The 23,176-nt window shown below is 55.7% G+C and carries 26 protein-coding genes; 6 read left to right on the top strand and 20 right to left on the bottom strand.

The window, feature by feature from the left end:
• Positions 1-3: 3 nt before the first annotated feature.
• Both ABLV12_RS01600 and ABLV12_RS01595 read right to left on the bottom strand, forming a co-directional pair.
• On the bottom strand, positions 4-558 hold the full coding sequence (locus ABLV12_RS01600) for a fimbrial protein (protein WP_004104942.1): 555 nt from the start codon (positions 556-558) through the stop codon (positions 4-6).
• 79 nt (positions 559-637) lie between these two features.
• On the bottom strand, positions 638-1,180 hold the full coding sequence (locus ABLV12_RS01595) for a fimbrial protein (RefSeq protein ID WP_004104944.1): 543 nt from the start codon (positions 1,178-1,180) through the stop codon (positions 638-640).
• A gap of 621 nt (positions 1,181-1,801) precedes the next feature.
• Here ABLV12_RS01595 and mutS point away from each other — a divergent pair.
• Positions 1,802-4,363 carry a DNA mismatch repair protein MutS gene (gene mutS / locus ABLV12_RS01590; protein WP_348866738.1) on the top strand — a complete coding sequence of 854 codons (2,562 nt, stop codon included), beginning with the start codon at positions 1,802-1,804 and terminating at the stop codon, positions 4,361-4,363.
• A gap of 118 nt (positions 4,364-4,481) precedes the next feature.
• Here the strand turns inward: mutS and ABLV12_RS01585 are convergent, their stop codons facing one another.
• The 4 genes from ABLV12_RS01585 to ABLV12_RS01570 form a co-directional block, all read right to left on the bottom strand.
• Positions 4,482-4,634, bottom strand: coding sequence for a Hok/Gef family protein (locus tag ABLV12_RS01585; protein WP_064507196.1), 153 nt, complete (start codon positions 4,632-4,634; stop codon positions 4,482-4,484).
• 339 nt (positions 4,635-4,973) lie between these two features.
• Positions 4,974-5,210, bottom strand: coding sequence for a non-oxidative hydroxyarylic acid decarboxylases subunit D (locus tag ABLV12_RS01580; RefSeq protein ID WP_004104951.1), 237 nt, complete (start codon positions 5,208-5,210; stop codon positions 4,974-4,976).
• 10 nt (positions 5,211-5,220) lie between these two features.
• Complete coding sequence (locus ABLV12_RS01575; RefSeq protein ID WP_004114871.1) at positions 5,221-6,648, bottom strand: non-oxidative hydroxyarylic acid decarboxylases subunit C; 1,428 nt, start codon at positions 6,646-6,648, stop codon at positions 5,221-5,223.
• Complete coding sequence (locus ABLV12_RS01570) at positions 6,648-7,241, bottom strand: non-oxidative hydroxyarylic acid decarboxylases subunit B (protein ID WP_004104955.1); 594 nt, start codon at positions 7,239-7,241, stop codon at positions 6,648-6,650. Before ABLV12_RS01570 ends, ABLV12_RS01575 begins: the two co-directional genes overlap by 1 nt.
• A gap of 170 nt (positions 7,242-7,411) precedes the next feature.
• On the opposite strand from ABLV12_RS01570, the gene ABLV12_RS01565 reads away from it, so the two are divergent.
• The gene (locus tag ABLV12_RS01565) at positions 7,412-7,831 is read left to right on the top strand and encodes a MarR family transcriptional regulator (RefSeq protein ID WP_016809803.1); all 420 of its coding nucleotides are present in this window, start codon (positions 7,412-7,414) and stop codon (positions 7,829-7,831) included.
• Here the strand turns inward: ABLV12_RS01565 and ABLV12_RS01560 are convergent.
• Positions 7,828-8,715, bottom strand: coding sequence for a LysR family transcriptional regulator (locus ABLV12_RS01560; protein WP_064398087.1), 888 nt, complete (start codon positions 8,713-8,715; stop codon positions 7,828-7,830). The genes ABLV12_RS01565 and ABLV12_RS01560 overlap by 4 nt on opposite strands.
• A gap of 107 nt (positions 8,716-8,822) precedes the next feature.
• Between ABLV12_RS01560 and ABLV12_RS01555 the strand changes: the two genes are divergently transcribed.
• Positions 8,823-10,037, top strand: a complete 1,215-nt coding sequence (locus tag ABLV12_RS01555; RefSeq protein WP_017145487.1) for an MFS transporter — start codon at positions 8,823-8,825, stop codon at positions 10,035-10,037.
• On the top strand, positions 10,034-10,411 hold the full coding sequence (locus ABLV12_RS01550) for a DUF4440 domain-containing protein (protein ID WP_004104960.1): 378 nt from the start codon (positions 10,034-10,036) through the stop codon (positions 10,409-10,411). The genes ABLV12_RS01555 and ABLV12_RS01550 overlap by 4 nt, the downstream gene beginning before the upstream one ends.
• 67 nt (positions 10,412-10,478) lie before the next feature.
• Here ABLV12_RS01550 and rpoS read toward each other — a convergent pair whose 3' ends face one another.
• Both rpoS and nlpD read right to left on the bottom strand, forming a co-directional pair.
• On the bottom strand, positions 10,479-11,471 hold the full coding sequence (rpoS, locus tag ABLV12_RS01545) for an RNA polymerase sigma factor RpoS (RefSeq protein WP_004104962.1): 993 nt from the start codon (positions 11,469-11,471) through the stop codon (positions 10,479-10,481).
• Positions 11,472-11,627: 156 nt separating this feature from the next.
• Entirely contained in the window at positions 11,628-12,692 is a 1,065-nt protein-coding gene (gene nlpD, locus ABLV12_RS01540; protein WP_230133338.1) for a murein hydrolase activator NlpD, read from the bottom strand.
• On the opposite strand from nlpD, the gene ABLV12_RS01535 reads away from it, so the two are divergent.
• The gene (locus ABLV12_RS01535; RefSeq protein WP_224226457.1) at positions 12,634-12,768 is read left to right on the top strand and encodes a peptidase; all 135 of its coding nucleotides are present in this window, start codon (positions 12,634-12,636) and stop codon (positions 12,766-12,768) included. The two genes, nlpD and ABLV12_RS01535, sit on opposite strands and share 59 nt — an antisense overlap.
• A gap of 99 nt (positions 12,769-12,867) precedes the next feature.
• Here the strand turns inward: ABLV12_RS01535 and ABLV12_RS01530 are convergent, their stop codons facing one another.
• From ABLV12_RS01530 to cysG, 11 genes are all read right to left on the bottom strand, one after another.
• The gene (locus tag ABLV12_RS01530; protein ID WP_004104966.1) at positions 12,868-13,494 is read right to left on the bottom strand and encodes a protein-L-isoaspartate(D-aspartate) O-methyltransferase; all 627 of its coding nucleotides are present in this window, start codon (positions 13,492-13,494) and stop codon (positions 12,868-12,870) included.
• Positions 13,488-14,249 (bottom strand): 5'/3'-nucleotidase SurE, encoded by a 762-nt coding sequence (gene surE / locus ABLV12_RS01525; protein WP_004114878.1) that lies wholly within the window; start codon positions 14,247-14,249, stop codon positions 13,488-13,490. Before surE ends, ABLV12_RS01530 begins: the two co-directional genes overlap by 7 nt.
• Positions 14,230-15,279, bottom strand: coding sequence for a tRNA pseudouridine(13) synthase TruD (truD, locus tag ABLV12_RS01520; protein WP_004104970.1), 1,050 nt, complete (start codon positions 15,277-15,279; stop codon positions 14,230-14,232). Before truD ends, surE begins: the two co-directional genes overlap by 20 nt.
• Positions 15,276-15,755 (bottom strand): 2-C-methyl-D-erythritol 2,4-cyclodiphosphate synthase, encoded by a 480-nt coding sequence (gene ispF, locus ABLV12_RS01515; protein WP_004104972.1) that lies wholly within the window; start codon positions 15,753-15,755, stop codon positions 15,276-15,278. Before ispF ends, truD begins: the two co-directional genes overlap by 4 nt.
• On the bottom strand, positions 15,755-16,465 hold the full coding sequence (ispD, locus tag ABLV12_RS01510; protein WP_348866737.1) for a 2-C-methyl-D-erythritol 4-phosphate cytidylyltransferase: 711 nt from the start codon (positions 16,463-16,465) through the stop codon (positions 15,755-15,757). Before ispD ends, ispF begins: the two co-directional genes overlap by 1 nt.
• Before the next feature lie 19 nt (positions 16,466-16,484).
• Positions 16,485-16,802, bottom strand: a complete 318-nt coding sequence (gene ftsB / locus ABLV12_RS01505; RefSeq protein WP_004104977.1) for a cell division protein FtsB — start codon at positions 16,800-16,802, stop codon at positions 16,485-16,487.
• 139 nt (positions 16,803-16,941) lie between these two features.
• On the bottom strand, positions 16,942-17,268 hold the full coding sequence (locus ABLV12_RS01500) for a DUF3561 family protein (RefSeq protein WP_004104978.1): 327 nt from the start codon (positions 17,266-17,268) through the stop codon (positions 16,942-16,944).
• Positions 17,269-17,321: 53 nt separating this feature from the next.
• The gene (gene cysC, locus ABLV12_RS01495; RefSeq protein WP_004104979.1) at positions 17,322-17,927 is read right to left on the bottom strand and encodes an adenylyl-sulfate kinase; all 606 of its coding nucleotides are present in this window, start codon (positions 17,925-17,927) and stop codon (positions 17,322-17,324) included.
• A complete protein-coding gene (gene cysN / locus ABLV12_RS01490; RefSeq protein WP_064372428.1) occupies positions 17,927-19,354 on the bottom strand; it encodes a sulfate adenylyltransferase subunit CysN in 1,428 nt (475 codons plus the stop codon). Before cysN ends, cysC begins: the two co-directional genes overlap by 1 nt.
• Before the next feature lie 9 nt (positions 19,355-19,363).
• Positions 19,364-20,272: a sulfate adenylyltransferase subunit CysD gene (cysD, locus tag ABLV12_RS01485; protein WP_004104981.1), complete on the bottom strand. Its 909-nt coding sequence runs from the start codon at positions 20,270-20,272 to the stop codon at positions 19,364-19,366.
• A gap of 9 nt (positions 20,273-20,281) precedes the next feature.
• Positions 20,282-21,688, bottom strand: coding sequence for a siroheme synthase CysG (gene cysG, locus ABLV12_RS01480; RefSeq protein WP_181554164.1), 1,407 nt, complete (start codon positions 21,686-21,688; stop codon positions 20,282-20,284).
• 247 nt (positions 21,689-21,935) lie between these two features.
• Here cysG and ABLV12_RS01475 point away from each other — a divergent pair, with 247 nt between their 5' ends.
• Positions 21,936-22,991 carry an aminopeptidase gene (locus ABLV12_RS01475; protein WP_004114889.1) on the top strand — a complete coding sequence of 352 codons (1,056 nt, stop codon included), beginning with the start codon at positions 21,936-21,938 and terminating at the stop codon, positions 22,989-22,991.
• Positions 22,992-23,176 lie beyond the last annotated feature (185 nt).

The following is a 23,176-nucleotide window of genomic DNA, read 5'->3' as shown; positions in this document are numbered from 1 at the left end:
TTTCTAGTTGTAATCCATAAAGAAACGAGTGACGGCGTAAAAATCTCCAGCCTTAATATGTTGCTGAACCGGAACCAACGAAGCGGTAAATTTCAGCGTATTATTCTCATCACTCAGAAGATACCCGGAAGAGGGTTCTCCAAAAGTTAAAATCTCCCCGTGGCGATCGCGAATCTGTATCCCAAAGCCTTTTCCCTCGCCATCCGGAATTAATACCGTCGGGTCTTGCGACGAAGCATTTCCGGTAAAGGTGATGGTGGCATAGGCACCGGGCGTTGATGGATTTTCGCTACCGAAAGAGGCGCAGCCGACTAAGCGCACCAGAAAAGGTCGGATCAGCTTACCTTCCTGGTCCATATTAATATCGCGAGCCGAGATATTACCGAAATCCACCCACAGTTCGCGCGAGTTGGGATCGATATCGCAGGCGGCAGCAACCAGCTCCCCCGAAAGCGCCAACTGTCCGGGCGTAAAATTAGTACTCAAAGCATGTCCGGAGAAGAGTAATACCGATACGAATAACGCCATCAGTCTCTTTTTCTCTGTATCCTTAACCATACTCAGAATTCCATATTATCTGGCACCTATTCCAATATCGCGGGGAGAAGTCTCCCCGCGAGCGATAATTCAAAATCGATTATTGATAATCGATAGTGAAGTTGATCGTTGACTGGAATGCACCCGCGGTAACGGTAGTGGTAGAACCGCTCGCAGCAGCTTCCGCTTTCAGGAAGGCCACGAAAGGAATGGTGTTGGTGCCATCAACCAGAGTGACCGGAGTCGTCTGCGCGCCCCAGGTCACAGTCTGGCTAGCGCTGTCTTTCAGGCCGATACCCGCGCCGGATGCGGTACCAGAAGTGAATGCAGCCAGAGTAGGATCGTTCGGGTTAACCGAAGTCGGGGTGTAGGAAACAACGGCGCTGCTAGCGATGGTGGTGTCGCAGTACTGCAGTTCGATGCTTTTAGCTTCAGTTGCCTGACCACCGCCCTGCAGCAGGGAAACTGGAACCTGACCAAAATCAACGGTTACCGGGCTGGACGACGGGGCCAAACCACAAGCAGTGTTCACCAGTTCACCCTGAAGCTCGATAACCCCGTTGGTTGTATCAGCAGCCAGAGCAGACATAGAGCCGAGAGCAGCAGTTAATGCCACAGCCATAGCAACTTTATTCAGTTTCATAGAAAATTCCTGCGTTATAAATTTTTATCCTAAAGAGTAAGGAGCTATAAAATTGCTGCGGTATATTCTCACAACAATCTGCAGCCCTCCGCATCACCGAAAAATCCGTTTCAATAATTAGACTATTAATTAATATTAATAATTTAATTAAATCCAGATCCCCTGGTCGGCAAAAATACTAACAAATCATTTTTGGGGTAAAAAGAAATACATTTAGCAGGGAATTAAAAAAAGATTTAACCTCGCGAACAATCCCGCGTCAGAAATTTAACTCGCAGAACACTGAGATATATCCTAAAAACAAATTACGCCAGGTAATTAATAAATTATAGATGCCATGAATTCACCTTAAAATAATTTTAACATAGATCACAATTTTTTAACAAAGAAGTTATCAGCTCTTTCTGCGGGTCATACTCAGACACAACCGGAGAATCTTTCCGCACCACGCCGTTGCCGCTTCTTGTTTTCCTGGCCAGAAGACTCCGTTATCATGCGGCTCATGAGTCAATGAAAAGAAATGCACAATTTCACGGGAACCAATGAGCCGCAGCGTGACGTCATGAAAACAATAAAATCCGCTAACTCATTAAAACTTAAGTAAATGGACATCAAAAACTGATGAGTACACTAGAGAATCTTGACGCCCATACGCCCATGATGCAGCAGTATCTCAAGCTGAAAGCCCAGCATCCGGAGATCCTGCTGTTTTACCGGATGGGTGATTTTTACGAACTCTTCTATGACGATGCGAAACGCGCATCGCAGCTGCTTGATATCTCGCTGACCAAACGCGGCGCTTCCGCAGGCGAACCGATTCCGATGGCCGGGATCCCGCATCATGCGGTGGAGAACTATCTCGCCAAGCTGGTTAATCAGGGGGAGTCGGTGGCCATTTGCGAACAGATTGGCGATCCGGCTATCACTAAAGGGCCAGTTGAACGCAAAGTCGTTCGCATTGTGACCCCCGGAACTATCAGCGATGAAGCGCTGCTGCAGGAACGTCAGGATAATCTGCTGGCCGCCATCTGGCAGGATAGTAAAGGTTTTGGCTACGCCACCCTCGATATTAGCTCCGGACGTTTTCGCCTGAGCGAACCCGCTGACCGCGAGACGATGGCGGCGGAGCTCCAGCGCACCAATCCCGCCGAACTGCTGTACGCGGAAGACTTTGCCGAATCCTCGTTGATTGAGGGGCGCCGCGGCTTGCGCCGTCGTCCGCTGTGGGAATTCGAAATCGACACCGCGCGCCAGCAGCTCAATCTCCAGTTCGGTACGCGCGATCTGGTCGGATTCGGCGTTGAAAACGCCCCGCGCGGCCTGTGTGCCGCCGGCTGCCTGCTGCAATACGTCAAGGACACCCAGCGTACGTCATTGCCGCACATCCGTTCCATCACCATGGAACGCCAGCAGGACAGCATCATTATGGATGCCGCTACTCGCCGCAACCTGGAGATAACCCAAAACCTGGCCGGCGGCTTTGATAATACTCTGGCCTCGGTACTCGACTGCACCGTCACTCCGATGGGCAGCCGTATGCTTAAGCGCTGGCTGCATATGCCGGCGCGCGACACCGCAGTACTGGTAGAGCGCCAGCAGACCATTGGCGCGCTGCAGGAGCATTACACTGAACTGCAGCCGATACTCCGTCAGGTTGGCGACCTTGAACGTATACTGGCTCGCCTGGCGCTGCGCACCGCTCGTCCACGAGATTTAGCCCGTATGCGTCACGCATTCCAGCAGCTGCCTGCGCTGCGTGCGATGCTGGCAGACGTCGACTGCGCGCCGGTACAGCGGCTTCGCGAGAAAATGGGCGAGTTTAACGAACTACGCGACCTGCTTGAACGGGCGATTATCGATGCGCCGCCGGTGCTGGTTCGCGACGGCGGCGTTATCGCCCCCGGCTACAACGCGGAGCTGGATGAGTGGCGTGGTCTGGCCGATGGCGCGACCGATTACCTCGACAAGCTGGAAATTCGCGAGCGCGAGCGTCTGGGGCTGGATACGCTGAAGGTCGGCTACAACGCCGTTCACGGCTACTACATCCAGATTAGCCGCGGTCAGAGCCAGCATGCGCCGATCCATTACGTCCGTCGCCAGACCCTTAAGAACGCCGAGCGCTATATTATTCCTGAGCTGAAGGAGTATGAAGATAAGGTTCTGACCTCCAAAGGGAAAGCGCTGGCGCTGGAAAAGCAGCTGTACGATGAGCTTTTCGATTTACTGCTACCGCATCTTGGCGACCTGCAGCAGAGCGCCAGCGCGCTGGCGGAGCTCGATGTGCTGGTGAACCTTGCCGAGCGCGCCGAGACCCTCAACTACTGCTGCCCGACCTTCAGCGATAAACCGGGCATTCGTATTAGCGAAGGCCGCCATCCGGTGGTTGAGCAGGTACTGAAAGAGCCTTTTATCGCTAACCCTCTGCACCTCGCTCCGCAGCGGAGAATGTTGATTATCACCGGCCCGAATATGGGCGGTAAAAGTACCTATATGCGTCAGACCGCGCTGATCGCCCTGCTGGCGTATATCGGCAGCTACGTTCCGGCGGATAAAGTCGAAATCGGCCCTATCGATCGTATTTTCACCCGTGTCGGTGCGGCGGATGACCTGGCCAGCGGCCGCTCAACATTTATGGTAGAGATGACCGAAACCGCCAATATTCTGCATAACGCCACCGAGCATAGTCTGGTGCTGATGGATGAAATCGGTCGTGGCACCTCGACCTACGATGGCCTGTCGCTGGCGTGGGCCTGCGCGGAAAATCTGGCGAATAAGATCAAGGCCTTGACCCTGTTTGCCACCCACTACTTCGAGCTAACCCAGCTGCCGGAGAAAATGGAAGGCGTGGCCAACGTCCATCTTGATGCGCTGGAGCACGGCGATACCATTGCCTTTATGCACAGCGTGCAGGATGGTGCGGCGAGTAAGAGCTATGGCCTGGCGGTTGCCGCGCTGGCCGGTGTGCCGAAAGAGGTGATTAAACGCGCGCGGCAGAAGCTGCGCGAACTGGAGAGCATCGCGCCGAGCGCTGCCGCCACGCAGGTGGACGGTACCCAGATGTCGCTGCTTTCTGCTCCGGAAGAGACCTCGCCCGCGGTTGAAGCGCTGGAGAATCTTGACCCGGACTCGCTGACTCCGCGCCAGGCGCTGGAGTGGCTCTATCGTCTGAAAAGCCTGGTGTAGTTCCTTTTAAAGTGAAAAAACGGCAGCACTTTGCGGTGCTGCCGTTTTAACAAATGCAAACTGGGTGCGAGAGGATGCATCCTGACAACCAATACGCGGGGTTGCCCCCGCGCTGATGCTATTTCTTCGATTCGTAAGCGAGAACAGCTTCAAACTCCATACTACGCTCTTTAATACTGAGTTCGCACAGCGAGCTGCGCACCAAAAGCGTAAATCCCAGTACCGTAATACACAGTACGACGATTGCCGCAAGGGCATATTTTGTCAGCATGTCTTGCCTCCCTGCAAAGAAGAGACTAACATCTGAATTGTTCAGGTTCATCCGTCAGCCTCAGTTGATAGAAATATCTCCTGGGGCTTTCGTCTATCTGAATCCTTGTCAATGCTCAAAGCCAGATAGCCTCAAGCACCCGCCGCTATTCTATATTTCCCCGGCCGCAAAACTTATCGGTAATTTATCAAACCCGTTGATTTTATTATAAACTGGAAGAAGGCTCGCAAACGTATCTGCTCTATCAACCATTTTGACATTTGAAAGATTAATTAATAAATATTTTGCATTGATTAACCAAACAAATAAAAAAGGCCCGACTGAGCGGGCCCGTTTATTTTATCGTTTATCTTCCGCCAGCAGCGGCGGAATACTCGGCACCATCGGCGATTCATCAATATCCTTCTGCGTCATGCGAAACGCTTCCGGATAATGTTCGCGGCTGGTGCGGCGTAGCGGTTCAGTATCGCGCCAGGTGTAGAAACAGTGCTGGCACTGAAATACCGTCCAGACATCTTTTACCGGCGATTTTGCCAGCACTTCAATATGTTCATCGGCGCAACGTGGACAAATCATCTTTTCCTCCTTATTTACGGTTGGCCAGCATGGCGGTCAGTTTTTCAGCCCAGGCTTTGGTTTCAGGAAGATCCTGTACCGGCTGGCTGTAGTGGCCGCGGAGATCCGGCGCAACCGGCGTGGTGGCGTCGATAATTAATTTGTCGGTAATTCCCGCCGGGCTGGAGCCGGGATCAAGCTCAAGTACCGACATATTCGGTAACTGCACCAGGTCCCCCGCCGGGTTGACCTTTGAAGAGAGCGCCCACATCACCTGCGGCAGGTTGAACGGATCCACATCTTCATCAACCATAATCACCATCTTCACGTAGCCCAGGCCGTGCGGGGTGGTCATCGCGCGCAGGCCAACCGCGCGGGCAAAGCCGCCGTAGCGTTTTTTGGTGGAGATAATCGCCAGCAGGCCGTGGGTGTACATTGCGTTGACCGCCTGCACTTCGGGGAATTCGGCCTTCAGCTGCTGATACAGCGGCACGCAGGTGGCCGGGCCCATCAGGTAGTCAATTTCGGTCCACGGCATACCAAGATAGAGCGACTCAAAAATCGGTTTGCTACGGTATGAAACCTTATCGATACGCACCACCGTCATATTACGGCCGCCAGAATAGTGGCCGGTAAATTCACCGAACGGACCTTCGATTTCACGCTTGCGGCTCTCAATCACCCCTTCGAGGATGACCTCTGAGCCCCACGGCACGTCAAAGCCGGTCAGCGGCGCGGTGGCGATAGGGTACGGGCTTTCCCGCAGCGCGCCCGCCATCTCATATTCCGACTGATCGTATTTCAATGGCGTAGCGCCCATCAGAGTAATAATCGGATCGTTGCCCAGGGTAATGGCGATCGGCAGATCTTCACCGCGCTCTTCCGCTTTGTGCAGATGTAAGGCGATATCATGCATGGGCACCGGCTGGAGGCCGAGCTTACGTTTACCCTTCACCTCCATACGGTAAATGCCGACGTTTTGCTTGCCAAAATTATCCGGGTCGAGGGGATCGCGCGAAACCACGCAGGCTTTATCGAGATAAAAACCACCGTCGCCGTCGTTAAGACGGAACAAGGGCAGAATATCAAACAGATTAATGTCTTCACCGTCGACGCTATTTTCCGCCCACGCCGGATTTGCCCGCCGCTCCGGCGTTACCGGAAACTTATCCCAACGGCGAATAAACTCGTCGATCTGCTTTTTCACCGGCGTATTCGGCGGCAAGCCCAGCGAGATAGCGTGGTTCTGCCAGGAACCGATAGTATTCATTGCTACGCGAGCATCGGTAAATCCGCGAATATTATCGAACCAAAGCGCCGGCGCGCCATCGCCGATACGTCCGGTGGCGTTCGCCGCGGCGGCCAGATCCGGTTCCGCGTTAACCTCTTCGCTAATTTTCAGCAGTTGCCCCTGGTCGTCCAGCGCCTGCAAAAAGCTGCGCAAATCATCAAAAGCCATTATTCATTCTCCTGTGAAACATTCTCTACCGCCCGTAACCCGCTCCAGCGGCGCGCTTTGTGATACTCCAGACCGAACTGATCCAGCACTCGCGTGACAACGTGGTCCGTGACGTCCTCAATGGTTTTAGGATGGTTGTAATAAGCGGGCATGGGCGGCACCATTGCCACCCCCATGCGTGACAGGGCCAGCATGTTTTCCAGATGGATGGTGCTTAACGGCATTTCGCGCGGTACCAGTACCAGCTTACGCCCCTCTTTCAGCACCACGTCCGCGGCCCGGCCAACCAGCCCCTCGGCATAACCGGCACGAATACCCGCCAGCGTTTTCATACTGCAGGGAATAACAATCATGCCGTCGGTGCGAAATGAACCTGATGAGATGACGGCGGCCTGATCCGCCGGGCTATGGGAGAAATCGGCCAGTGCGGCGACTTCACGGGCGCTGTAAGGCGTTTCCAGCTCAATGGTCGTTTTGGCCCACTTTGACATCACCAGATGCGTTTCCACTTCCGGCATCTCACGCAGCGCTTTAAGCAGCGCAACCCCCAACGGAGCACCTGTCGCTCCGGTCATCCCAACAATTAGCTTCATCATCGCCTCACACTTTGTTCGTATACGAACGTTTTTATTAAAGCTACTCTTGCAGGGCTATTCATGCAAGTTCGTTCGTACACGGCCGCATTTTTAATCAAAAAAGGAAAAATGCTAAATCCCCGTGCGAACGGCTATCATAGAATCGACGGTTTGATTACGGAGTTGTCATGGAGTTAAGAAACGAGGCGTTCCACCTGTTGCGCCAGCTTTTTCAGCAGCACACCGCTCGCTGGCAGCACGAACTGCCGGACCTGACCAAACCGCAGTATGCGGTAATGCGTTCAATTGCCGAGCATCCCGGCATCGAACAGGTGACGTTAACGGAAGCGGCGGTCAGCACCAAAGCGACGCTGGCGGAAATGCTGAGCCGTATGGAAAGCCGGGGGTTGGTTCGTCGCGAACACGATCCGGCGGACAAACGTCGGCGGTTTGTCTATTTAACCGCCGAAGGCGAAGCGCTTCTGGCAAGCTCTATGCCGCTGGGTAACGCCGTTGATGAAGAGTTTTTAGGCCGTCTCAGTGATGAAGAGCGCCGCCAGTTTTCGCAACTCATCCATAAGCTGATGGCGCAAGAGCAAGAGCGTTAACCCAAACGCTCGCGGAGAAAATCAATAAACGCCCGAACCCTGGCGGGAACATGCTGCGCGTCCGGATAAACCGCATACACTCCCTGAGACGGGAAGCGGAATTCCGGCATAATCCGCACGAGGGCGTTATCCGCCAGCGCAGCGGCCGCCAGCCATTCGGGGAGCAGCGCTACGCCGCTCCCCGCCAGCGCAAAAGCCATCAGCGCGCTGGCGCTATCCGCCGATATCCGTGGCGCCTTTTTAATTTCAAAGGGAATACACCGTTCCTGCGGCCCGCTGAGCTGCCAGCGCAGCGGCGTCGTCAGACGTTCATGAATAATCCACGCGGAATGGGCCAGATCCTCTAGCGTCTTCACCGGATGCTGCGCCAGCCACGCCGGAGAGGCGACTGGTACGATAGCAAAGCGCGAGATCAGCGCCGCGCGGTAACGTGAATCCGCCAGCGTCCCGAGACGAATCGCCACATCAACACGATCTGAGATTAAATCCGCGTGGTGAGAAGAAGAAACGTGCCGCACGCGGAGCGCTGGATGCGGCAGGCTGAACGCCGCCAGCGCCGGAACAATCACCTGGGCACCATATTCTGACGTGGTCGCGACCCGCAGTTCGCCGCTCAATCCCACATGGCTGCCCCGGACGTCGTCCTGCAGATTTTCCGCTGCCTTCAGCAGCGCGAGGCCACGCTGATAAAACAGCGACCCGGCTTCAGTCAGCGTAAGCCGTCGGGTCGATCGCAACAGCAGCGTAACGCCCAGCTCGCTCTCCAGCTGCCTGACGTTAAAACTGACCACGGCCTTGGTTTGCCCGAGGGCCGCCGCCGCCGCGGTAAAACTGCCGCTCTCCACCACCGCCACAAACATGGTCATCCGCTGCAGGTTCAGCATCATATCGCTCATTGTCAAAAAATTTCAGACAGTATATATCCAAATGTCGCGTTTATTCGCCCTGATGCTGAGGTTTACAGTAGCGGCCTTCATGGGGAGAGTAATCAATGACGTATCGCAACAAGGTCGCAACCCTTTTTCTGCTGGGTTTCTTTCTCGACTTAATCAATATGTTTATCGCCAGCGTCGCTTTTCCGGCGATGAGCCGGACGCTGCACGCGTCGCCAGGCGAACTGGCGTGGGTCAGCAATGGCTATATTGCAGGACTCACCCTGGTGCTGCCGTTTAGCGCCAGGCTCAGCCAGCGGTTTGGCGCCCGACGGGTGTTTCTGCTTTCGCTCAGCCTGTTTAGCATCGGCGCGCTGGCAACAGGGATGGCCGACTCATTGCTAAATCTGGTTCTGTGGCGCGTCCTGCAGGGAATGGGCGGTGGACTGTTGATTCCAATAGGTCAGGCATTAACCTGGCAGCAGTTTAAGACTCACGAGCGGGCAAAGCTCTCTGCCGCGGTGATGCTGGTCGGGCTACTGGCGCCGGCGTGCTCCCCGGCGCTGGGAGGTCTTCTGGTGCAATCACTTAGCTGGCGCTGGGTCTTCCTTGCCAGCCTGCCGATAGCCCTTCTGACGTTAGCGCTGGCAGCGTTGTGGCTAAAAGAAGAGAGAAGCGTTGTGCGAGCGGGAGGTTTATTACCGCTCGCTTTACTGCGTGACCCGCTGCTGCGTTTTTCTATGCTGGTGTATCTCTGCGTGCCGGGGACGTTTATCGGAATTAACGTCGTCGGGATGTTTTATTTGCAAAGCGTAACGGGGTTGTCACCCTCCGCTATCGGCGCCCTGATGCTGCCCTGGTCACTGGCCTCTTTCGTGGCGATCGTCACGACCGGTCGCTATTTTAATCGTCTTGGCCCCCGCCCTCTGATTGCGGCCGGCTGCCTGCTTCAGGCCGCCGGGATCGTCGCGCTGGCCAGCGTTAATTCACCAACCGCCAGCAGCACGCTGATCGCGGCATTTGTCTTAATGGGCGCAGGCGGCAGTCTGTGCAGCAGTACGGCCCAAAGCAGCGCGTTTCTTAATGTGGCTAACTGCGATATGCCGGACGCCAGCGCGCTGTGGAACCTCAATCGTCAGCTGAGTTTCCTGATTGGCGCTGCGCTGCTGGCGGGGTTATTGAGCGCATTTTTGCTTTACTGGCCAGCACCGCAGGCCTGGCGTGGCGTGTTTATCGCCGCCGCTATTTTTACGCTGCTGCCGCTGCTGCGCTGCCTTAGGTTTGATAACCGGGCGATAATCATGCGCCTGCACGGTAAAACGGAGAACAAATGAGTCGCTATATTGAAGAAGTCATTGCCGCCCATGTGGCCATTGAAGCCTGGCTGAATCAGGGAACTGGCAGCATCGAAGGGTTAATGCAGCGCTTCAGCGCGGAATTTACCATGATCCCGATTAACGGGACACGCATGGACCAGCAGGCGGTCAGCGCTTTTTTTCAAGGGTCACGCGCCAGCCGCCCCGGCTTAAAAATCGTCATTGATAGCGCCGCGATGCTTGCCGAATGGCACGATGGGGCCGCGGTGATATATCGGGAAACGCACGTTTTACCCGGCAAAGCGGATACAGCGCGCTGGTCAACGGCGCTTTTCCGCCAGCAGGAGGGGCAGATAAGCTGGCTGCATCTCCACGAAACGGCCCGGATATAGAGAGCAGACGATGAAAAAGAAAAAGGCCCAATCGAAAAACGATTGAGCCTTTTTAACGAAAGGTGTCTTACTCGCGGAACAGCGCTTCGATGTTCAGCCCCTGGCTTTGCAGAATCTCCCGCAGACGGCGGAGACCTTCAACCTGGATCTGACGCACGCGTTCGCGGGTCAGGCCAATTTCACGGCCAACATCCTCAAGCGTCGCGGCTTCATAGCCCAGCAGGCCAAAGCGACGAGCCAGCACTTCACGCTGCTTGGCGTTCAGTTCGAACAGCCATTTGACGATGCTTTGTTTCATATCATCGTCCTGCGTGGTGTCTTCCGGGCCGTTGTCTTTTTCATCGGCCAGGATGTCCAGCAGCGCTTTTTCCGAGTCGCCACCCAGCGGAGTATCCACTGAGGTAATGCGCTCGTTCAGACGCAGCATGCGGCTTACGTCATCAACTGGCTTATCCAGCTGTTCGGCTATCTCTTCGGCGCTCGGCTCGTGGTCCAGCTTGTGGGACAACTCGCGCGCGGTACGCAGATAGACGTTCAGCTCTTTGACGATGTGGATAGGTAAACGAATGGTACGGGTTTGGTTCATAATTGCCCGTTCAATCGTTTGGCGAATCCACCAGGTCGCGTAAGTTGAAAAACGGAACCCACGTTCCGGGTCAAACTTCTCAACTGCGCGAATCAGCCCCAGGTTACCTTCTTCAATCAGGTCCAGCAGAGCCAGACCACGATTGCCGTAACGGCGGGCAATCTTGACAACCAGACGCAGGTTACTTTCGATCATCCGGCGGCGTGACGCAACGTCACCACGCAGCGCGCGACGGGCAAAATAAACCTCTTCTTCGGCAGTCAGCAGTGGGGAATAACCAATCTCTCCGAGATAAAGCTGCGTCGCATCAAGCACCCGTTGGGTTGCTCCCTGCGAAAGAAGCTCTTCCTCAGCCAGATCGCTATCACTGGGTTCCTCTTCAACTAAGGCTTTCTCGTCAAAAACCTCGACTCCGTTCTCATCAAATTCCGCGTCTTCATTTAAATCATGAACTTTCAGCGTATTCTGACTCATAAAGATGGCTCCTACCCGTGATCCCTGAGCAAAGCACTTTGGCTAAATATCACTCGAAGGACGCCCGGACGATAACCTTTATGCCCCGTTAAAGAAGACATCGTTGCCGCCCTGGCGCCTTTCTTAGCAATACTGAGCTATCCGTACTTTGCCAAATTATCGCTGCGGTAAATACTGCAGCGGGTTGACGGATTTCCCCTTGTAACGAATTTCAAAATGCAATCGTGTCGAACTAGTACCTGTGCTACCCATGGTAGCGATCTTCTGCCCCGCCTTGATATCTTGTTGCTCTTTTACCAGCATCGTATCGTTATGGGCGTAGGCGCTCAGGTAATCATCGTTATGTTTGATGATAATAAGATTACCGTAACCGCGCAGTGCGTTACCGGCATAGACGACGCGCCCATCTGCGGTCGCGACAATAGCCTGTCCTTTACTGCCTGCAATATCAATACCTTTATTGCCACCTTCGGCCCCACTAAAGTTCTCGATAACCTTGCCATCAGTCGGCCAGCGCCATGAAGAGATCGGCGAACTGGTAGACGTACTGCTTGCAGTCGATTGGGTGGTGCTGACAGCTGGAGCCGTAACTGGCGCGACGGTTGTCGTCGTCGCGGGCTTGTTGTTCGGCAACATCTTATTAGCACTCTGTTCACCTGAAGATTCAGAATACGTAATAGTTGGTTGTGACGCAACTACCGCGGTGGATTTTTGTGCAGAATTTGCGCTCAACATTCCACCATTACTGGCCTTCACGCTCGCCTGGGCAACAGGATTATCACCGGTAATCGGCTGTCCGGATGCATTGCCAACCTGCAACGTCTGACCGACGTTCAAAGCGTACGGTGCCGGGATATTATTGCGCTGCGCCAGATCGCGGAAATCGTTCCCGGTAACCCACGCAATGTAGAATAGCGTGTCGCCGCGTTTAACAGTATAGGTGCTGCCGCCGGTATAGCTACCTTTCGGAATATCCCCATACTTACGGTTGTAGACGATTTTGCCGTTTACCGTTTGCACAGGCTCCTGAGCCATCGGCTGGATCTGCACAGGCTGCGTCTGTACCGGCTGAGTTTGTACCGGACGAGCCTGCGGCGCGGTATTGGTCGGAGGCGTGATCAGCATCCCGGAATTGGTGCCCGAAGACGAAGCCCCGCCAGCCGTGCTGACCGGCGCAGGCGGATTGTTGGAACTGCTGCAGCCTGCCAGCCAGAGTGACACCAGTGACAAAGCCGCAATGCGGCTTAAGGTAAATTTTGGGCTTCCCGCGCTCATTTATCCCCCAGGAATATGTTAACTACCAATATCTTGCTCACCGGACGGTGCCCGGCCAGGACACGAAAAATGCGTCCACCCTATGCCTAAATGCAGGCAAAAAAACCTGGAATAATCCGGTTCAGGCCAGCTCCCCTTTAACGAGGGGAACAAAGCGCACGGCCTCGACGGTATCAATGACAAACTCATTGCCGCGTCGACGGATGCGCTTTAAAAACTGGTGCTCTTCGCCTACCGGCAGCACCAGCACGCCGCCATCGTCTAATTGCGCCAGCAGTGCGGCCGGGATTTCCGGCGGCGCTGCGGTCACGATAATCGCGTCAAACGGCGCGCGTGCCTGCCAACCCTGCCATCCATCACCGTGACGGGTTGAAACATTATGTAAATCAAGTTGTTTCAGACGACGGCGCGCGTGCCACTGCAGGCTCTTAATACGCTCGACCGAGCAGACGTGGTGCACGAGGTGCGCCAGAATTGCCGTCTGATAACCAGAGCCGGTGCCGATTTCCAGCACCCTTGACTCCGGCGTAAGCGTCAGAAGCTCGGTCATCCTCGCCACCATATAGGGCTGCGAAATAGTTTGCCCCTGGCCAATCGGCAATGCCGTGTTTTCCCACGCCTTATGTTCAAAGGCTTCATCAACAAACTTTTCTCGCGGCACCTGCGCGATAGCGTCCAGCACGCGCTCGTCGACAATGCCCTGAGTGCGAAGCTGATTGAGAAGACTTTCAACACGTTTGCTTACCATTGTGTATCAACCCCAACGCGATCGAGCCAGCCGCTAACCACCTCATGCGCGCTGTGGGCGGTTAAATCGACATGGAGCGGCGTGACCGAGACATAGCCTTCATCCACCGCGGCAAAGTCGGTATCCGGACCGGCGTCGTACTTTTCCCCCGGAGGACCGATCCAGTACAGCGTATTGCCGCGCGGATCTTTCTGCGGAATGACCTGATCGGAAGGATGGCGGCTGCCGCAGCGGGTAACGCGAATACCTTTTATCTGATCAAGCGGAAGATCCGGCACGTTGATATTGAGAATGCGCCCGGTACGCAGCGGTTCGCGGCTTAATGCCCGGAGAATCGAGCTGGTGACCGCAGCGGCGGTCTCATAGTGTTGGTAGCCGTTTAGCGAAACGGCCAGCGCCGGAAAGCCCAGATGACGGCCTTCCATGGCGGCGGCAACGGTGCCGGAATAGATGACGTCGTCGCCAAGGTTGGGCCCGGCGTTAATGCCAGAGACCACAATATCCGGACGCGGCCGCATCAGGGCGTTGACGCCGAGGTAGACACAGTCCGTCGGCGTGCCCATTTGCACGGCGATATCGCCGTTGTCGAAAGTGAAAGTGCGTAGCGAAGACTCCAGCGTCAGGGAATTCGACGCCCCGCTGCGGTTACGATCGGGTGCAACTATCTGAACCTCAGCGAATTCCCGTAAGGCCTTCGCCAGGGTCTGAATGCCCGGCGCGTGGATCCCGTCATCGTTACTCAGCAATATTCGCATAGTCACCCGTTGTATTGATAAGCTCCCTTACTACGCTGGTGGCGAAGCTGCCTGCGGGCAGCCAGAAACGCAGTTCAACGGTAACGTCATCCCACCAGTTCCAGCTCATCTGCTGGGGATAAAGCAGCATCGCCCGGCGGGCGGCCTCTACTTTTTCACGCACCAGCAGCGTCTGTAGCTGCGTCTCTTCAACGACGGCCGCCTGTTCGGCGGCCAGCGCGTCCCGCTGGCTGCCCCAGTCGCCGCTACCTACAAGCGCAGCGGTAATCATCAGTTCGCGATTATTTACCCGCGCCTGGAGCTCCGTCAGTTCTTCAGAAGTCGCAACGAACCAGCTTCCGCGCCCCGCTAATTGTAGCGCATCGCCATCAACAACCTGATTAAATTCCGGTTTTTTTAATCTAATACCAACCTGTTGATTAAACAATGCGCTGCGGGCCGCCGACAACCAAAAACTGCGTTTATTGCGATCGCGCACCGGCGCGCCGCTCTCGGCCCAGCGCAGCGCCCCCAGCAGGTTACTGCCGCCGATACCGAAGCGCTGGGCGCCAAAATAGTTGGGTACGCCATGCTCAGCAATCGCCTGTAAACGCGTTTCGACATCGTCGCGATCGCTGATTTCGCGCAGCACCAGCGTAAACTGGTTCCCCTTCAGCGCCCCGAGGCGCAGCTTGCGCTTATGGCGCGCGTACTCCAGTACCTGACAGCCTTCAAGCTGGAATTTGCTCAGGTCGGGCATCTCTTTGCCCGGCACTCGGGCGCACAGCCACTGTTCAGTCACCGCATGTTTGTCTTTCTGCCCGGCAAAGCTCACTTCGCGCGCATGAATTTTAAGGAATTTGGCCAACGCGTCAGCGACAAAACGGGTATTGCAGCCGTTTTTCAGAATACGCACCAGCACATGTTCGCCTTCGCCATCGGGCGCAAAGCCGAGATCCTCAACCACCACAAAGTCTTCCGGATTGGCTTTTAGCAGCCCCTGGCTCAGCGGTTTTCCATGCAGATAAGTGAGTTCGTCAAAAGCGATCATTTCTCCGCCTTACGCAGCAGCGCCACCGCTTCACAGGCGATGCCTTCGCCACGGCCGGTAAAGCCCAGCTTTTCAGTGGTGGTGGCTTTGACGTTAACATCGTCCATATGGCAGCCGAGGTCTTCAGCAATAAAGATGCGCATCTGGGGAATATGCGGCAGCATTTTCGGCGCCTGGGCGATGATGGTGACGTCAACGTTGCCAAGGGTAAAGCCTTTTGCCTGGATGCGCCGCCACGCTTCGCGCAGCAGTTCGCGGCTATCGGCCCCCTTAAAGGCCGGGTCGGTATCCGGGAACAGCTTGCCGATGTCGCCCAGTGCCGCCGCGCCCAACAGCGCATCGGTCAGAGCGTGCAGCGCGACGTCGCCGTCGGAATGCGCCAGCAGCCCTTTTTCATAAGGTACGCGCACGCCGCCGATGATGATGGGGCCTTCACCGCCAAAAGCGTGTACGTCAAAACCGTGTCCAATTCGCATTAAGCCTTCTCCTGGTGTCGGGAATGGGTAAGGTAAAATTCGGCCAGCGCCAGGTCTTCCGGGCGCGTCACTTTAATATTATCAGCTCGTCCGGCGACCAGCTCAGGATGAAAGCCGCAGTACTCCAGCGCCGAGGCTTCATCGGTGATGGTCGCCCCTTCATTAAGCGCCCGCGTCAGGCAATCAACAAGCAGTTCGCGAGGGAAAAATTGTGGCGTCAGCGCATGCCATAAATCGTTGCGTTCGACGGTATGGGCAATAGCCGCCCTGCCCGGCTCCGCGCGTTTCATGGTATCGCGAACCGGAGCGGCCAGAATGCCGCCCGTTCGGCTGGTCTCACAGAGTTGAAGCAGGCGGCTGAGATCGTCCTGGTGCAGGCAGGGGCGCGCGGCATCGTGTACCAGCACCCAATCGGCCTCGCTAAGAGCCTTCAGGCCCGCAAGGACGGAGTCCGCACGTTCTGTACCGCCATCAACAACGGTGATCTGAGGATGATTCGCCAACGGCAGCTGGCTAAAGCGCTCGTCTCCCGGGCTGACGGCAATCACCACCCGCTGTATACGCGAGTTTGCCAACAGCGCGGCGACCGCGTGTTCGAGAATCGTTTTGTTACCGATAGAGAGATATTGTTTCGGGCATTCCGTTTGCATGCGGCGGCCAAAACCGGCTGCCGGCACCACGGCGCAAACGCCCGGAAAAGTGGCTGCCATGTTGTAATCCTGGGCCTGTTTATCGATTATTCTGCTGTTGCCCCGCGGCCTGGTTGCGTTTCGACGCATCCGGCACCAGACGATAAAACGTTTCGCCCGGGCGGGTCATACTGAGTTCATTGCGCGCGCGCTCTTCGATAGCTTCCTGGCCGCCGTTGAGATCGTCAATTTCGGCGAACAGCTGATCGTTGCGTGCTTTTAATTTAGCGTTAGTTGCCTGCTGCGCGGAGACATCGTCATTAACCCGGCTATAGTCATGCAGACCATTTTTGCCGAACCACAGCGAGTACTGTAGCCAGACCAGCAAAGCCAATAACAGCAGCGTTAGTTTACCCATCCTGCCCCCTGAAAAACGGCATCATCATCCCATAACTCGCCCGAGTTCTCTACTCTGGCGCGCGGACGACGCCGCGTAACGCGGGGACTGTACCACATTTTTACCGTTGATACCCAGGCCAGATTCATTCGTGAAAAGACTACCCCAGTAGCCAGAGGAACAGCAGACCGAACATCAGCCCGACGGTCAGAATCGTCGCGCAGACGCTGTACTGAAGTTTGCCGTCCAGCAGCGAATGCAGCGCGATGCCAACCACAACGGCAACCGGCATCAGCGCCAGGAAGAACGGCCAAGTGTAGAGGAGAAAAAATAGCGTGTTACTGCCATAGATCAGGAAGGGAATACCCAGCGCCAGCAGCCATGAAATAAAGCCCACGGCCGCCCCCGACAGAGACCACGTGGTCTCGTCGCTGGCGGCCGGCGGCGGTTCTGAACGAATAATACTGAGGTTCTGGGTATTGCGCATATCGAATCCTGTTGACCTGGCGACCGGCATCATTCGCTGATGCCGCCGCCGTTTCAGGATCTGATAATATCGCTCTGTCGTAGCAGGTCTAATAGTTGGTGCACCAAATTTGTTACCAATTGTTCACCGTCGAGGTGAATTTCTGCCCTCTCCGGGGATTCATACACTGAATCGATCCCGGTAAAGTTGCGCAATTCCCCGGCCCGCGCCTTCTTGTACAGGCCCTTCGGATCCCGCGCTTCGCAGATCGCTAACGGCGTATCGACAAACACTTCGATAAAGCGCCCTTCCCCTATACGTTCGCGCACCATTTGTCGCTCTGCGCGATGCGGAGATATAAACGCCGTCAATACAACCAGCCCGGCATCGACCATCAGCTTCGCCACTTCCCCCACGCGGCGAATGTTTTCTTTGCGGTCGTCGTCGCTGAAGCCAAGATCGCTGCACAGGCCGTGACGCACATTATCGCCATCCAGTAACCAGGTGCTCACGCCGAGCCGATGCAGCTCCTCTTCCAGCGCGCCGGCAATGGTTGATTTTCCCGAACCGGAAAGTCCCGTAAACCAGACCACTGCGCCTTTATGCCCATGCAGCGCTTCTCGATCTTTACGTGTTACCTTATGGTCATGCCAGACGACGTTTTCGTCATGTCGGGCCATTACTTGCCTCCCAGCAGGTCGCGAGCGTCCCAGTGCGGGAAGTGCTTGCGAATAAGCTGGTTCAGCTCAAGCTCAAACGCGCTGTACTGTGAAGCGCTCGCCTGAACCCGTTCATGGGGTTCATGAACCATACCTGCGCCAACGGTGACGTTGGTCAAACGGTCGATAAAGATCAGGCCCCCGGTAACCGGGTTATCCTGGTATTTATCCAGCACCAGCGGCTCGTCAAAAGTGAGATCGACCAGCCCGATGCCGTTCAGGGGCAGCGTTTCCACTTCGCGCTGGGTCAGGTTGTTGATATCCACCTGGTAGCGAACGCTATCAACGCGGGCGCGAGTTTTCTTACCGGCGATTTTAATGTCGTAGCTTTGGCCCGGGGTCAGCGCCTGCTCCGCCATCCATACCACATCGATGCTGGCGCTTTGTACTGCGGGCAGAGAAACTGCCGCATCGACCAGCAGATCGCCACGGCTGATATCAATTTCATCCTTCAGCACGAGGGTGATCGCTTCCCCGGCCGCCGCTTCTGGCAGATCGCCGTCGAAGGTGACGATGCGCGCAACGGTGGATTCCACTCCGGACGGGAGCACCTTAAGACGCTGCCCTACGCTCACGCTACCGGAGGCCACCGTCCCGGAAAATCCGCGGAAGTCGAGGTTCGGGCGGTTTACGTACTGTACCGGGAAGCGCAGCGGCTGGCTTTCCACCACGCGCTGAATCTCAACGGTTTCCAGCACTTCCAGCAGCGTCGGACCGCTGTACCACGGCATTTTCTCACTCTGGCTGGCGACGTTGTCCCCTTCCAGGGCAGAAAGCGGAACAAAGCGAATGTCGAGATCGCCAGGCAGCTGCTCCGCAAAGGTCAGATACGCTTCGCGGATGGTGTTGAAAGTCTCTTCGCTAAACTCGACGAGATCCATTTTGTTCACCGCCACCACCAGGTGTTTGATCCCCAGCAGTGTCGAAATAAAGCTGTGACGACGGGTTTGATCGAGCACGCCTTTGCGGGCGTCGATCAGCAGGATCGCCAGTTCGCAGGTTGATGCACCGGTCGCCATATTACGGGTGTACTGCTCGTGCCCCGGCGTATCGGCGATAATAAACTTGCGCTTCTCGGTAGAGAAATAGCGATAGGCGACGTCGATGGTGATGCCCTGCTCGCGCTCGGCCTGCAGGCCATCCACCAGCAGCGCCAGATCCAATTTTTCGCCCTGCGTACCGTGACGTTTGCTGTCATTATGCAGAGATGAGAGCTGATCTTCGTAAATCTGTCGGGTATCGTGCAGCAATCGACCAATCAGCGTGCTTTTACCGTCATCAACGCTGCCGCAGGTCAGAAAGCGCAGCAGGCTTTTGTGCTGCTGGGCGTGCAGATAGGCTTCTACGCCGCCTTCATCAGCAATTTGTTGTGCAATCGTAGTGTTCATGGCGGCTCCTTAGAAATAACCCTGACGTTTCTTCAGCTCCATGGAGCCTGCCTGGTCGCGGTCAATCACGCGCCCCTGTCGTTCGCTGGTGGTCGACACCAGCATCTCTTCGATGATCTCCGGCAGCGTTTGCGCATTGGACTCCACCGCGCCGGTCAGCGGCCAGCAGCCAAGGGTACGGAAGCGCACCATCTGTTTTTTGATCATCTCGCCGGGCTGCAGATTAATGCGATCGTCATCGATCATCATCAGCATCCCGTCGCGCTCCAGCACCGGACGCTCTGCCGCCAGGTACAGCGGAACAATTTCAATATTTTCCAGATAGATGTACTGCCAGATATCCAGCTCGGTCCAGTTGGAGAGCGGGAACACGCGGATGCTTTCACCCTTGTTAATCTGGCCGTTATAGTTGTGCCACAGTTCCGGGCGCTGGTTTTTTGGGTCCCAGCGATGGAAGCGGTCGCGGAAGGAGTAAATACGCTCCTTGGCGCGAGATTTCTCTTCATCGCGACGCGCGCCGCCGAACGCAGCATCGAAGCCGTATTTGTTCAGCGCCTGCTTAAGGCCTTCGGTTTTCATGATATCGGTATGTTTGGCGCTGCCGTGAACGAACGGGTTAATCCCCATCGCCACCCCTTCCGGATTTTTATGTACCAGCAGTTCGCAGCCGTAGGCTTTAGCGGTACGGTCGCGGAACTCGTACATTTCGCGGAATTTCCAGCCGGTATCAACGTGCAGCAGCGGGAACGGCAGAGTTCCTGGATAAAACGCTTTACGCGCCAGATGCAGCATTACGCTGGAGTCTTTACCGATGGAGTACATCATCACCGGGTTAGAGAATTCGGCGGCCACCTCACGAATAATATGGATGCTTTCCGCCTCCAGTTGCCGCAGGTGAGTAAGTCGTTTTTGGTCCATAACCGTTCCTTAAGCCAGATTTACTACAGAAGCCTTAAAGGCGTCTGAGGATGAGGTGTGTTGAAACCAGGCAAGCTGATGATGTAATCGCACCACTTCGCCCACTACCAGCAGCGCGGGCATCGGGGCATCTTTCGCCAGGTTTTCGAGTTGTTGTAATGTGCCGGTCCGGGTTTGCTGATCGGCGCGAGTACCCCGCGAGATCACCGCCACCGGGGTGTCGCCCGCGCGACCGTTAGCGATCAGCTGAGCGCTGATTTCCGCCGCTTTCAGGCTGCCCATATAAATCGCCAGGGTCTGGCCGCTTTGCGCCAGCCGAGTCCAGTTGAGCGGGGAGTTTTCCGCACCGAAGTGCCCGGTAATAAAAGTTGCGCTTTGCGCGTAATCGCGGTGGGTCAGCGGGATCCCGGCATAAGCCGTGGCGCCAGCCGCTGCCGTCACGCCCGGGACAACCTGAAACGGAATACCGGCTTCAGCCGCAGCCTGCAGCTCTTCGCCGCCGCGCCCGAAAATAAACGGGTCGCCGCCTTTCAGGCGAATCACCGTATTGCCCGCTTTCGCCGCCTCTACCAGCATGCGGTTAATGTCCTGCTGCGGTACGGAGACGCCGGCGGCGCTTTTACCCACGCAGATTGTCTCCGCGTCGCGACGCACCAGCTCGCGGACTTCCGGCGTGACCAGATTGTCGTAAAACACCACATCCGCCTGCTGGATAGCCTGCAGGCCGCGCAGGGTCAGCAATCCAGCATCGCCAGGCCCCGCGCCGACGAGGATAATTTCACCGAGCCGCTTTTCCGGCTGTCGGAGCTCATCTTCCAGCGCCTTTTCCGCTTCGGCTTTATTGCCCGCCAGCATCAGGCTGGCAAAGCGGCCGGTAAACACGCGTTCCCAAAAACGACGGCGTTCGGCAGTGGTTTTCAGATGGGTTTTAATATGATGACGCCAGTAGCTCGCCGTTTCGGCCAGCCGCCCCAAGTTGGTGGGCAGCAGCGCTTCGATTTTTTCGCGCAAAATTCGCGACAGCACCGGCGCTTTGCCGCTGGAAGAGATAGCCACCAGCAGCGGAGAACGATCGACGATTGACGGGAAAACAAACGAGCACAGCGCCTGATTATCAACCACGTTGACCAGCCGGTAGCGCGCGTTGGCCGCGGCATAAACGCGCAGGTTCAGCGCGTCATCTTCGGTAGCGGCAATCACCAGGAATACGTTATCAAGCTGCTGCTCTTCAAATTCTGTGGCCCGCCACTGAATTTCCTGACGCTCAACCTTGCCGGCAAGTTCCGGAATTAGCGCGTCGGCGACAATCTGTACCTTCGCTTCAGCACGCAGCAGAAAGGTGATCTTGCGCGCGGCAATCTCGCCGCCGCCGATCACCAGTACGGGTCTCTCTTTCACTTCGGCAAATATCGGCAAGTATTCCACTGCGCAACAACTCTCTTACAATCAGCAATAGAGCGACTATAGGGTGCGGTTTAGAGCAAATGAAATTACGAAATGGAATGAGTTGTGACTCAAAAGAATAACGGCCTGGAAAAGCTAATATCAAAAAGTGCTTAACACGCGGTTTTTCCACCATTTAAGAGCGATTGAAATTGTTTAACCCCGATCACAGTTTCATACTACGCGGGTGAAATTGTTTTAAGTGCTAAAGGACCCCCCTATGTTTTCCGCATTGTGCCGTCGCCTGCTTCCCCTGGCGTTGAGCGCAGGTTTTGTCTTCACCGCCGCCCCGGCAATAAGCGCTCTGGGCGACACCGCCAATGCTCAGGCTCGTCACATCGCTACCTTTTTTCCCGGAAGAATGACCGGTTCGCCCGCCGAGATGCTGTCGGCTGATTATTTGCGTCAGCAGTTCACGCAAATGGGCTACGAGAGCGATATTCGCAGTTTTAATACCCGATACATTTACACCAACAACGATAATCGCAAAAACTGGCAAAACGTCACCGGCAGCACGGTTATCGCCGCGCATGAGGGGAAAGATCGCCAGCAAATCATCATCATGGCCCATCTCGATACCTACGCGCCGCAGACCGATGCCGACATAGAAAATAACCTCGGCGGCCTGACGCTGCAGGGCATCGATGACAACGCCCTCGGTCTGGGGGTCATGCTGGAGCTTGCTGAGCAGTTAAAGAATATCCCTACGCGTTATGGTATTCGCTTCGTCGCCACCAGCGGTGAAGAAGAGGGTCGTCTGGGTGCGCAGAATATGCTTAAGCGTATGAGCGACGCGGAGAAGAAAAATACCCTATTGGTCATTAACCTCGATAATCTGGTGGTGGGCGATAAGCTCTATTTTAATAGCGGCCGCAGCACGCCATCCTCGGTGCGCAAGCTCACCCGCGACCGGGCGCTGGCTATCGCTCGTAGTAAAGGTATTAGCGCCGCCAGCAATCCTGGCCTGAATCCTGACTATCCAAAAGGGACCGGCTGCTGTAATGATGCCAGCGTGTTTGACGAAGCCGGGATCCCGGTATTAACCGTCGAAGCCACCAACTGGTCTCTGGGACGAAAAGATGGCTACCAGCAGCGCGCCAAATCTCGTTCGTTCCCGGACGGTACCAGCTGGCACAACGTTCAGCTGGATAACCAGCAGTATATTGATAAAGCCCTGCCGGGCCGTATTGCTCAGCGCAGCCGCGATGTGATGAGGGTTATGCTGCCGCTGGTGAAAGAGCTGGCGAAGGCGGAGAAGAGACCCGCCTCAAAATAGACTAACGATAAAGTGCGGCAACAAGGACTGTCGCCATGATGCGTTTTCATTTTTTAATACCGTTGTTCCTGCTACTGGCTGTCAGCATGCGCTCCATCGCCGACAGCCAGGTTTATATCTGGGGAGCTGAAAAAACGCTGCCCCGAACCTGTTCAGATAACAAATACGCCACCACTGACCTCTCA

This window comes from Klebsiella sp. CN_Kp100, assembly GCF_040065315.1.
In the GTDB taxonomy this organism is placed as follows: Bacteria; Pseudomonadota; Gammaproteobacteria; order Enterobacterales; family Enterobacteriaceae; genus Klebsiella; species Klebsiella oxytoca.
This window is presented reverse-complemented; position numbering and strand designations above follow the sequence as displayed.

Excerpts from the sequence above, each read along its gene's own strand:
- ABLV12_RS01600 (WP_004104942.1), bottom strand. The coding sequence starts at position 558 with ATGGTTAAGGATACAGAGAAAAAGAGACTGATGGCGTTATTCGTATCG.
- ABLV12_RS01595 (WP_004104944.1), bottom strand. The coding sequence starts at position 1,180 with ATGAAACTGAATAAAGTTGCTATGGCTGTGGCATTAACTGCTGCTCTC.
- mutS (WP_348866738.1), top strand. The coding sequence starts at position 1,802 with ATGAGTACACTAGAGAATCTTGACGCCCATACGCCCATGATGCAGCAG.
- ABLV12_RS01585 (WP_064507196.1), bottom strand. The coding sequence starts at position 4,634 with ATGCTGACAAAATATGCCCTTGCGGCAATCGTCGTACTGTGTATTACG.
- ABLV12_RS01580 (WP_004104951.1), bottom strand. The coding sequence starts at position 5,210 with ATGATTTGTCCACGTTGCGCCGATGAACATATTGAAGTGCTGGCAAAA.
- ABLV12_RS01575 (WP_004114871.1), bottom strand. The coding sequence starts at position 6,648 with ATGGCTTTTGATGATTTGCGCAGCTTTTTGCAGGCGCTGGACGACCAG.
- ABLV12_RS01570 (WP_004104955.1), bottom strand. The coding sequence starts at position 7,241 with ATGAAGCTAATTGTTGGGATGACCGGAGCGACAGGTGCTCCGTTGGGG.
- ABLV12_RS01565 (WP_016809803.1), top strand. The coding sequence starts at position 7,412 with ATGGAGTTAAGAAACGAGGCGTTCCACCTGTTGCGCCAGCTTTTTCAG.
- ABLV12_RS01560 (WP_064398087.1), bottom strand. The coding sequence starts at position 8,715 with ATGCTGAACCTGCAGCGGATGACCATGTTTGTGGCGGTGGTGGAGAGC.
- ABLV12_RS01555 (WP_017145487.1), top strand. The coding sequence starts at position 8,823 with ATGACGTATCGCAACAAGGTCGCAACCCTTTTTCTGCTGGGTTTCTTT.
- ABLV12_RS01550 (WP_004104960.1), top strand. The coding sequence starts at position 10,034 with ATGAGTCGCTATATTGAAGAAGTCATTGCCGCCCATGTGGCCATTGAA.
- rpoS (WP_004104962.1), bottom strand. The coding sequence starts at position 11,471 with ATGAGTCAGAATACGCTGAAAGTTCATGATTTAAATGAAGACGCGGAA.
- ABLV12_RS01530 (WP_004104966.1), bottom strand. The coding sequence starts at position 13,494 with ATGGTAAGCAAACGTGTTGAAAGTCTTCTCAATCAGCTTCGCACTCAG.
- surE (WP_004114878.1), bottom strand. The coding sequence starts at position 14,249 with ATGCGAATATTGCTGAGTAACGATGACGGGATCCACGCGCCGGGCATT.
- truD (WP_004104970.1), bottom strand. The coding sequence starts at position 15,279 with ATGATCGCTTTTGACGAACTCACTTATCTGCATGGAAAACCGCTGAGC.
- ispF (WP_004104972.1), bottom strand. The coding sequence starts at position 15,755 with ATGCGAATTGGACACGGTTTTGACGTACACGCTTTTGGCGGTGAAGGC.
- ispD (WP_348866737.1), bottom strand. The coding sequence starts at position 16,465 with ATGGCAGCCACTTTTCCGGGCGTTTGCGCCGTGGTGCCGGCAGCCGGT.
- ftsB (WP_004104977.1), bottom strand. The coding sequence starts at position 16,802 with ATGGGTAAACTAACGCTGCTGTTATTGGCTTTGCTGGTCTGGCTACAG.
- ABLV12_RS01500 (WP_004104978.1), bottom strand. The coding sequence starts at position 17,268 with ATGCGCAATACCCAGAACCTCAGTATTATTCGTTCAGAACCGCCGCCG.
- cysC (WP_004104979.1), bottom strand. The coding sequence starts at position 17,927 with ATGGCCCGACATGACGAAAACGTCGTCTGGCATGACCATAAGGTAACA.
- cysN (WP_064372428.1), bottom strand. The coding sequence starts at position 19,354 with ATGAACACTACGATTGCACAACAAATTGCTGATGAAGGCGGCGTAGAA.
- cysD (WP_004104981.1), bottom strand. The coding sequence starts at position 20,272 with ATGGACCAAAAACGACTTACTCACCTGCGGCAACTGGAGGCGGAAAGC.
- ABLV12_RS01475 (WP_004114889.1), top strand. The coding sequence starts at position 21,936 with ATGTTTTCCGCATTGTGCCGTCGCCTGCTTCCCCTGGCGTTGAGCGCA.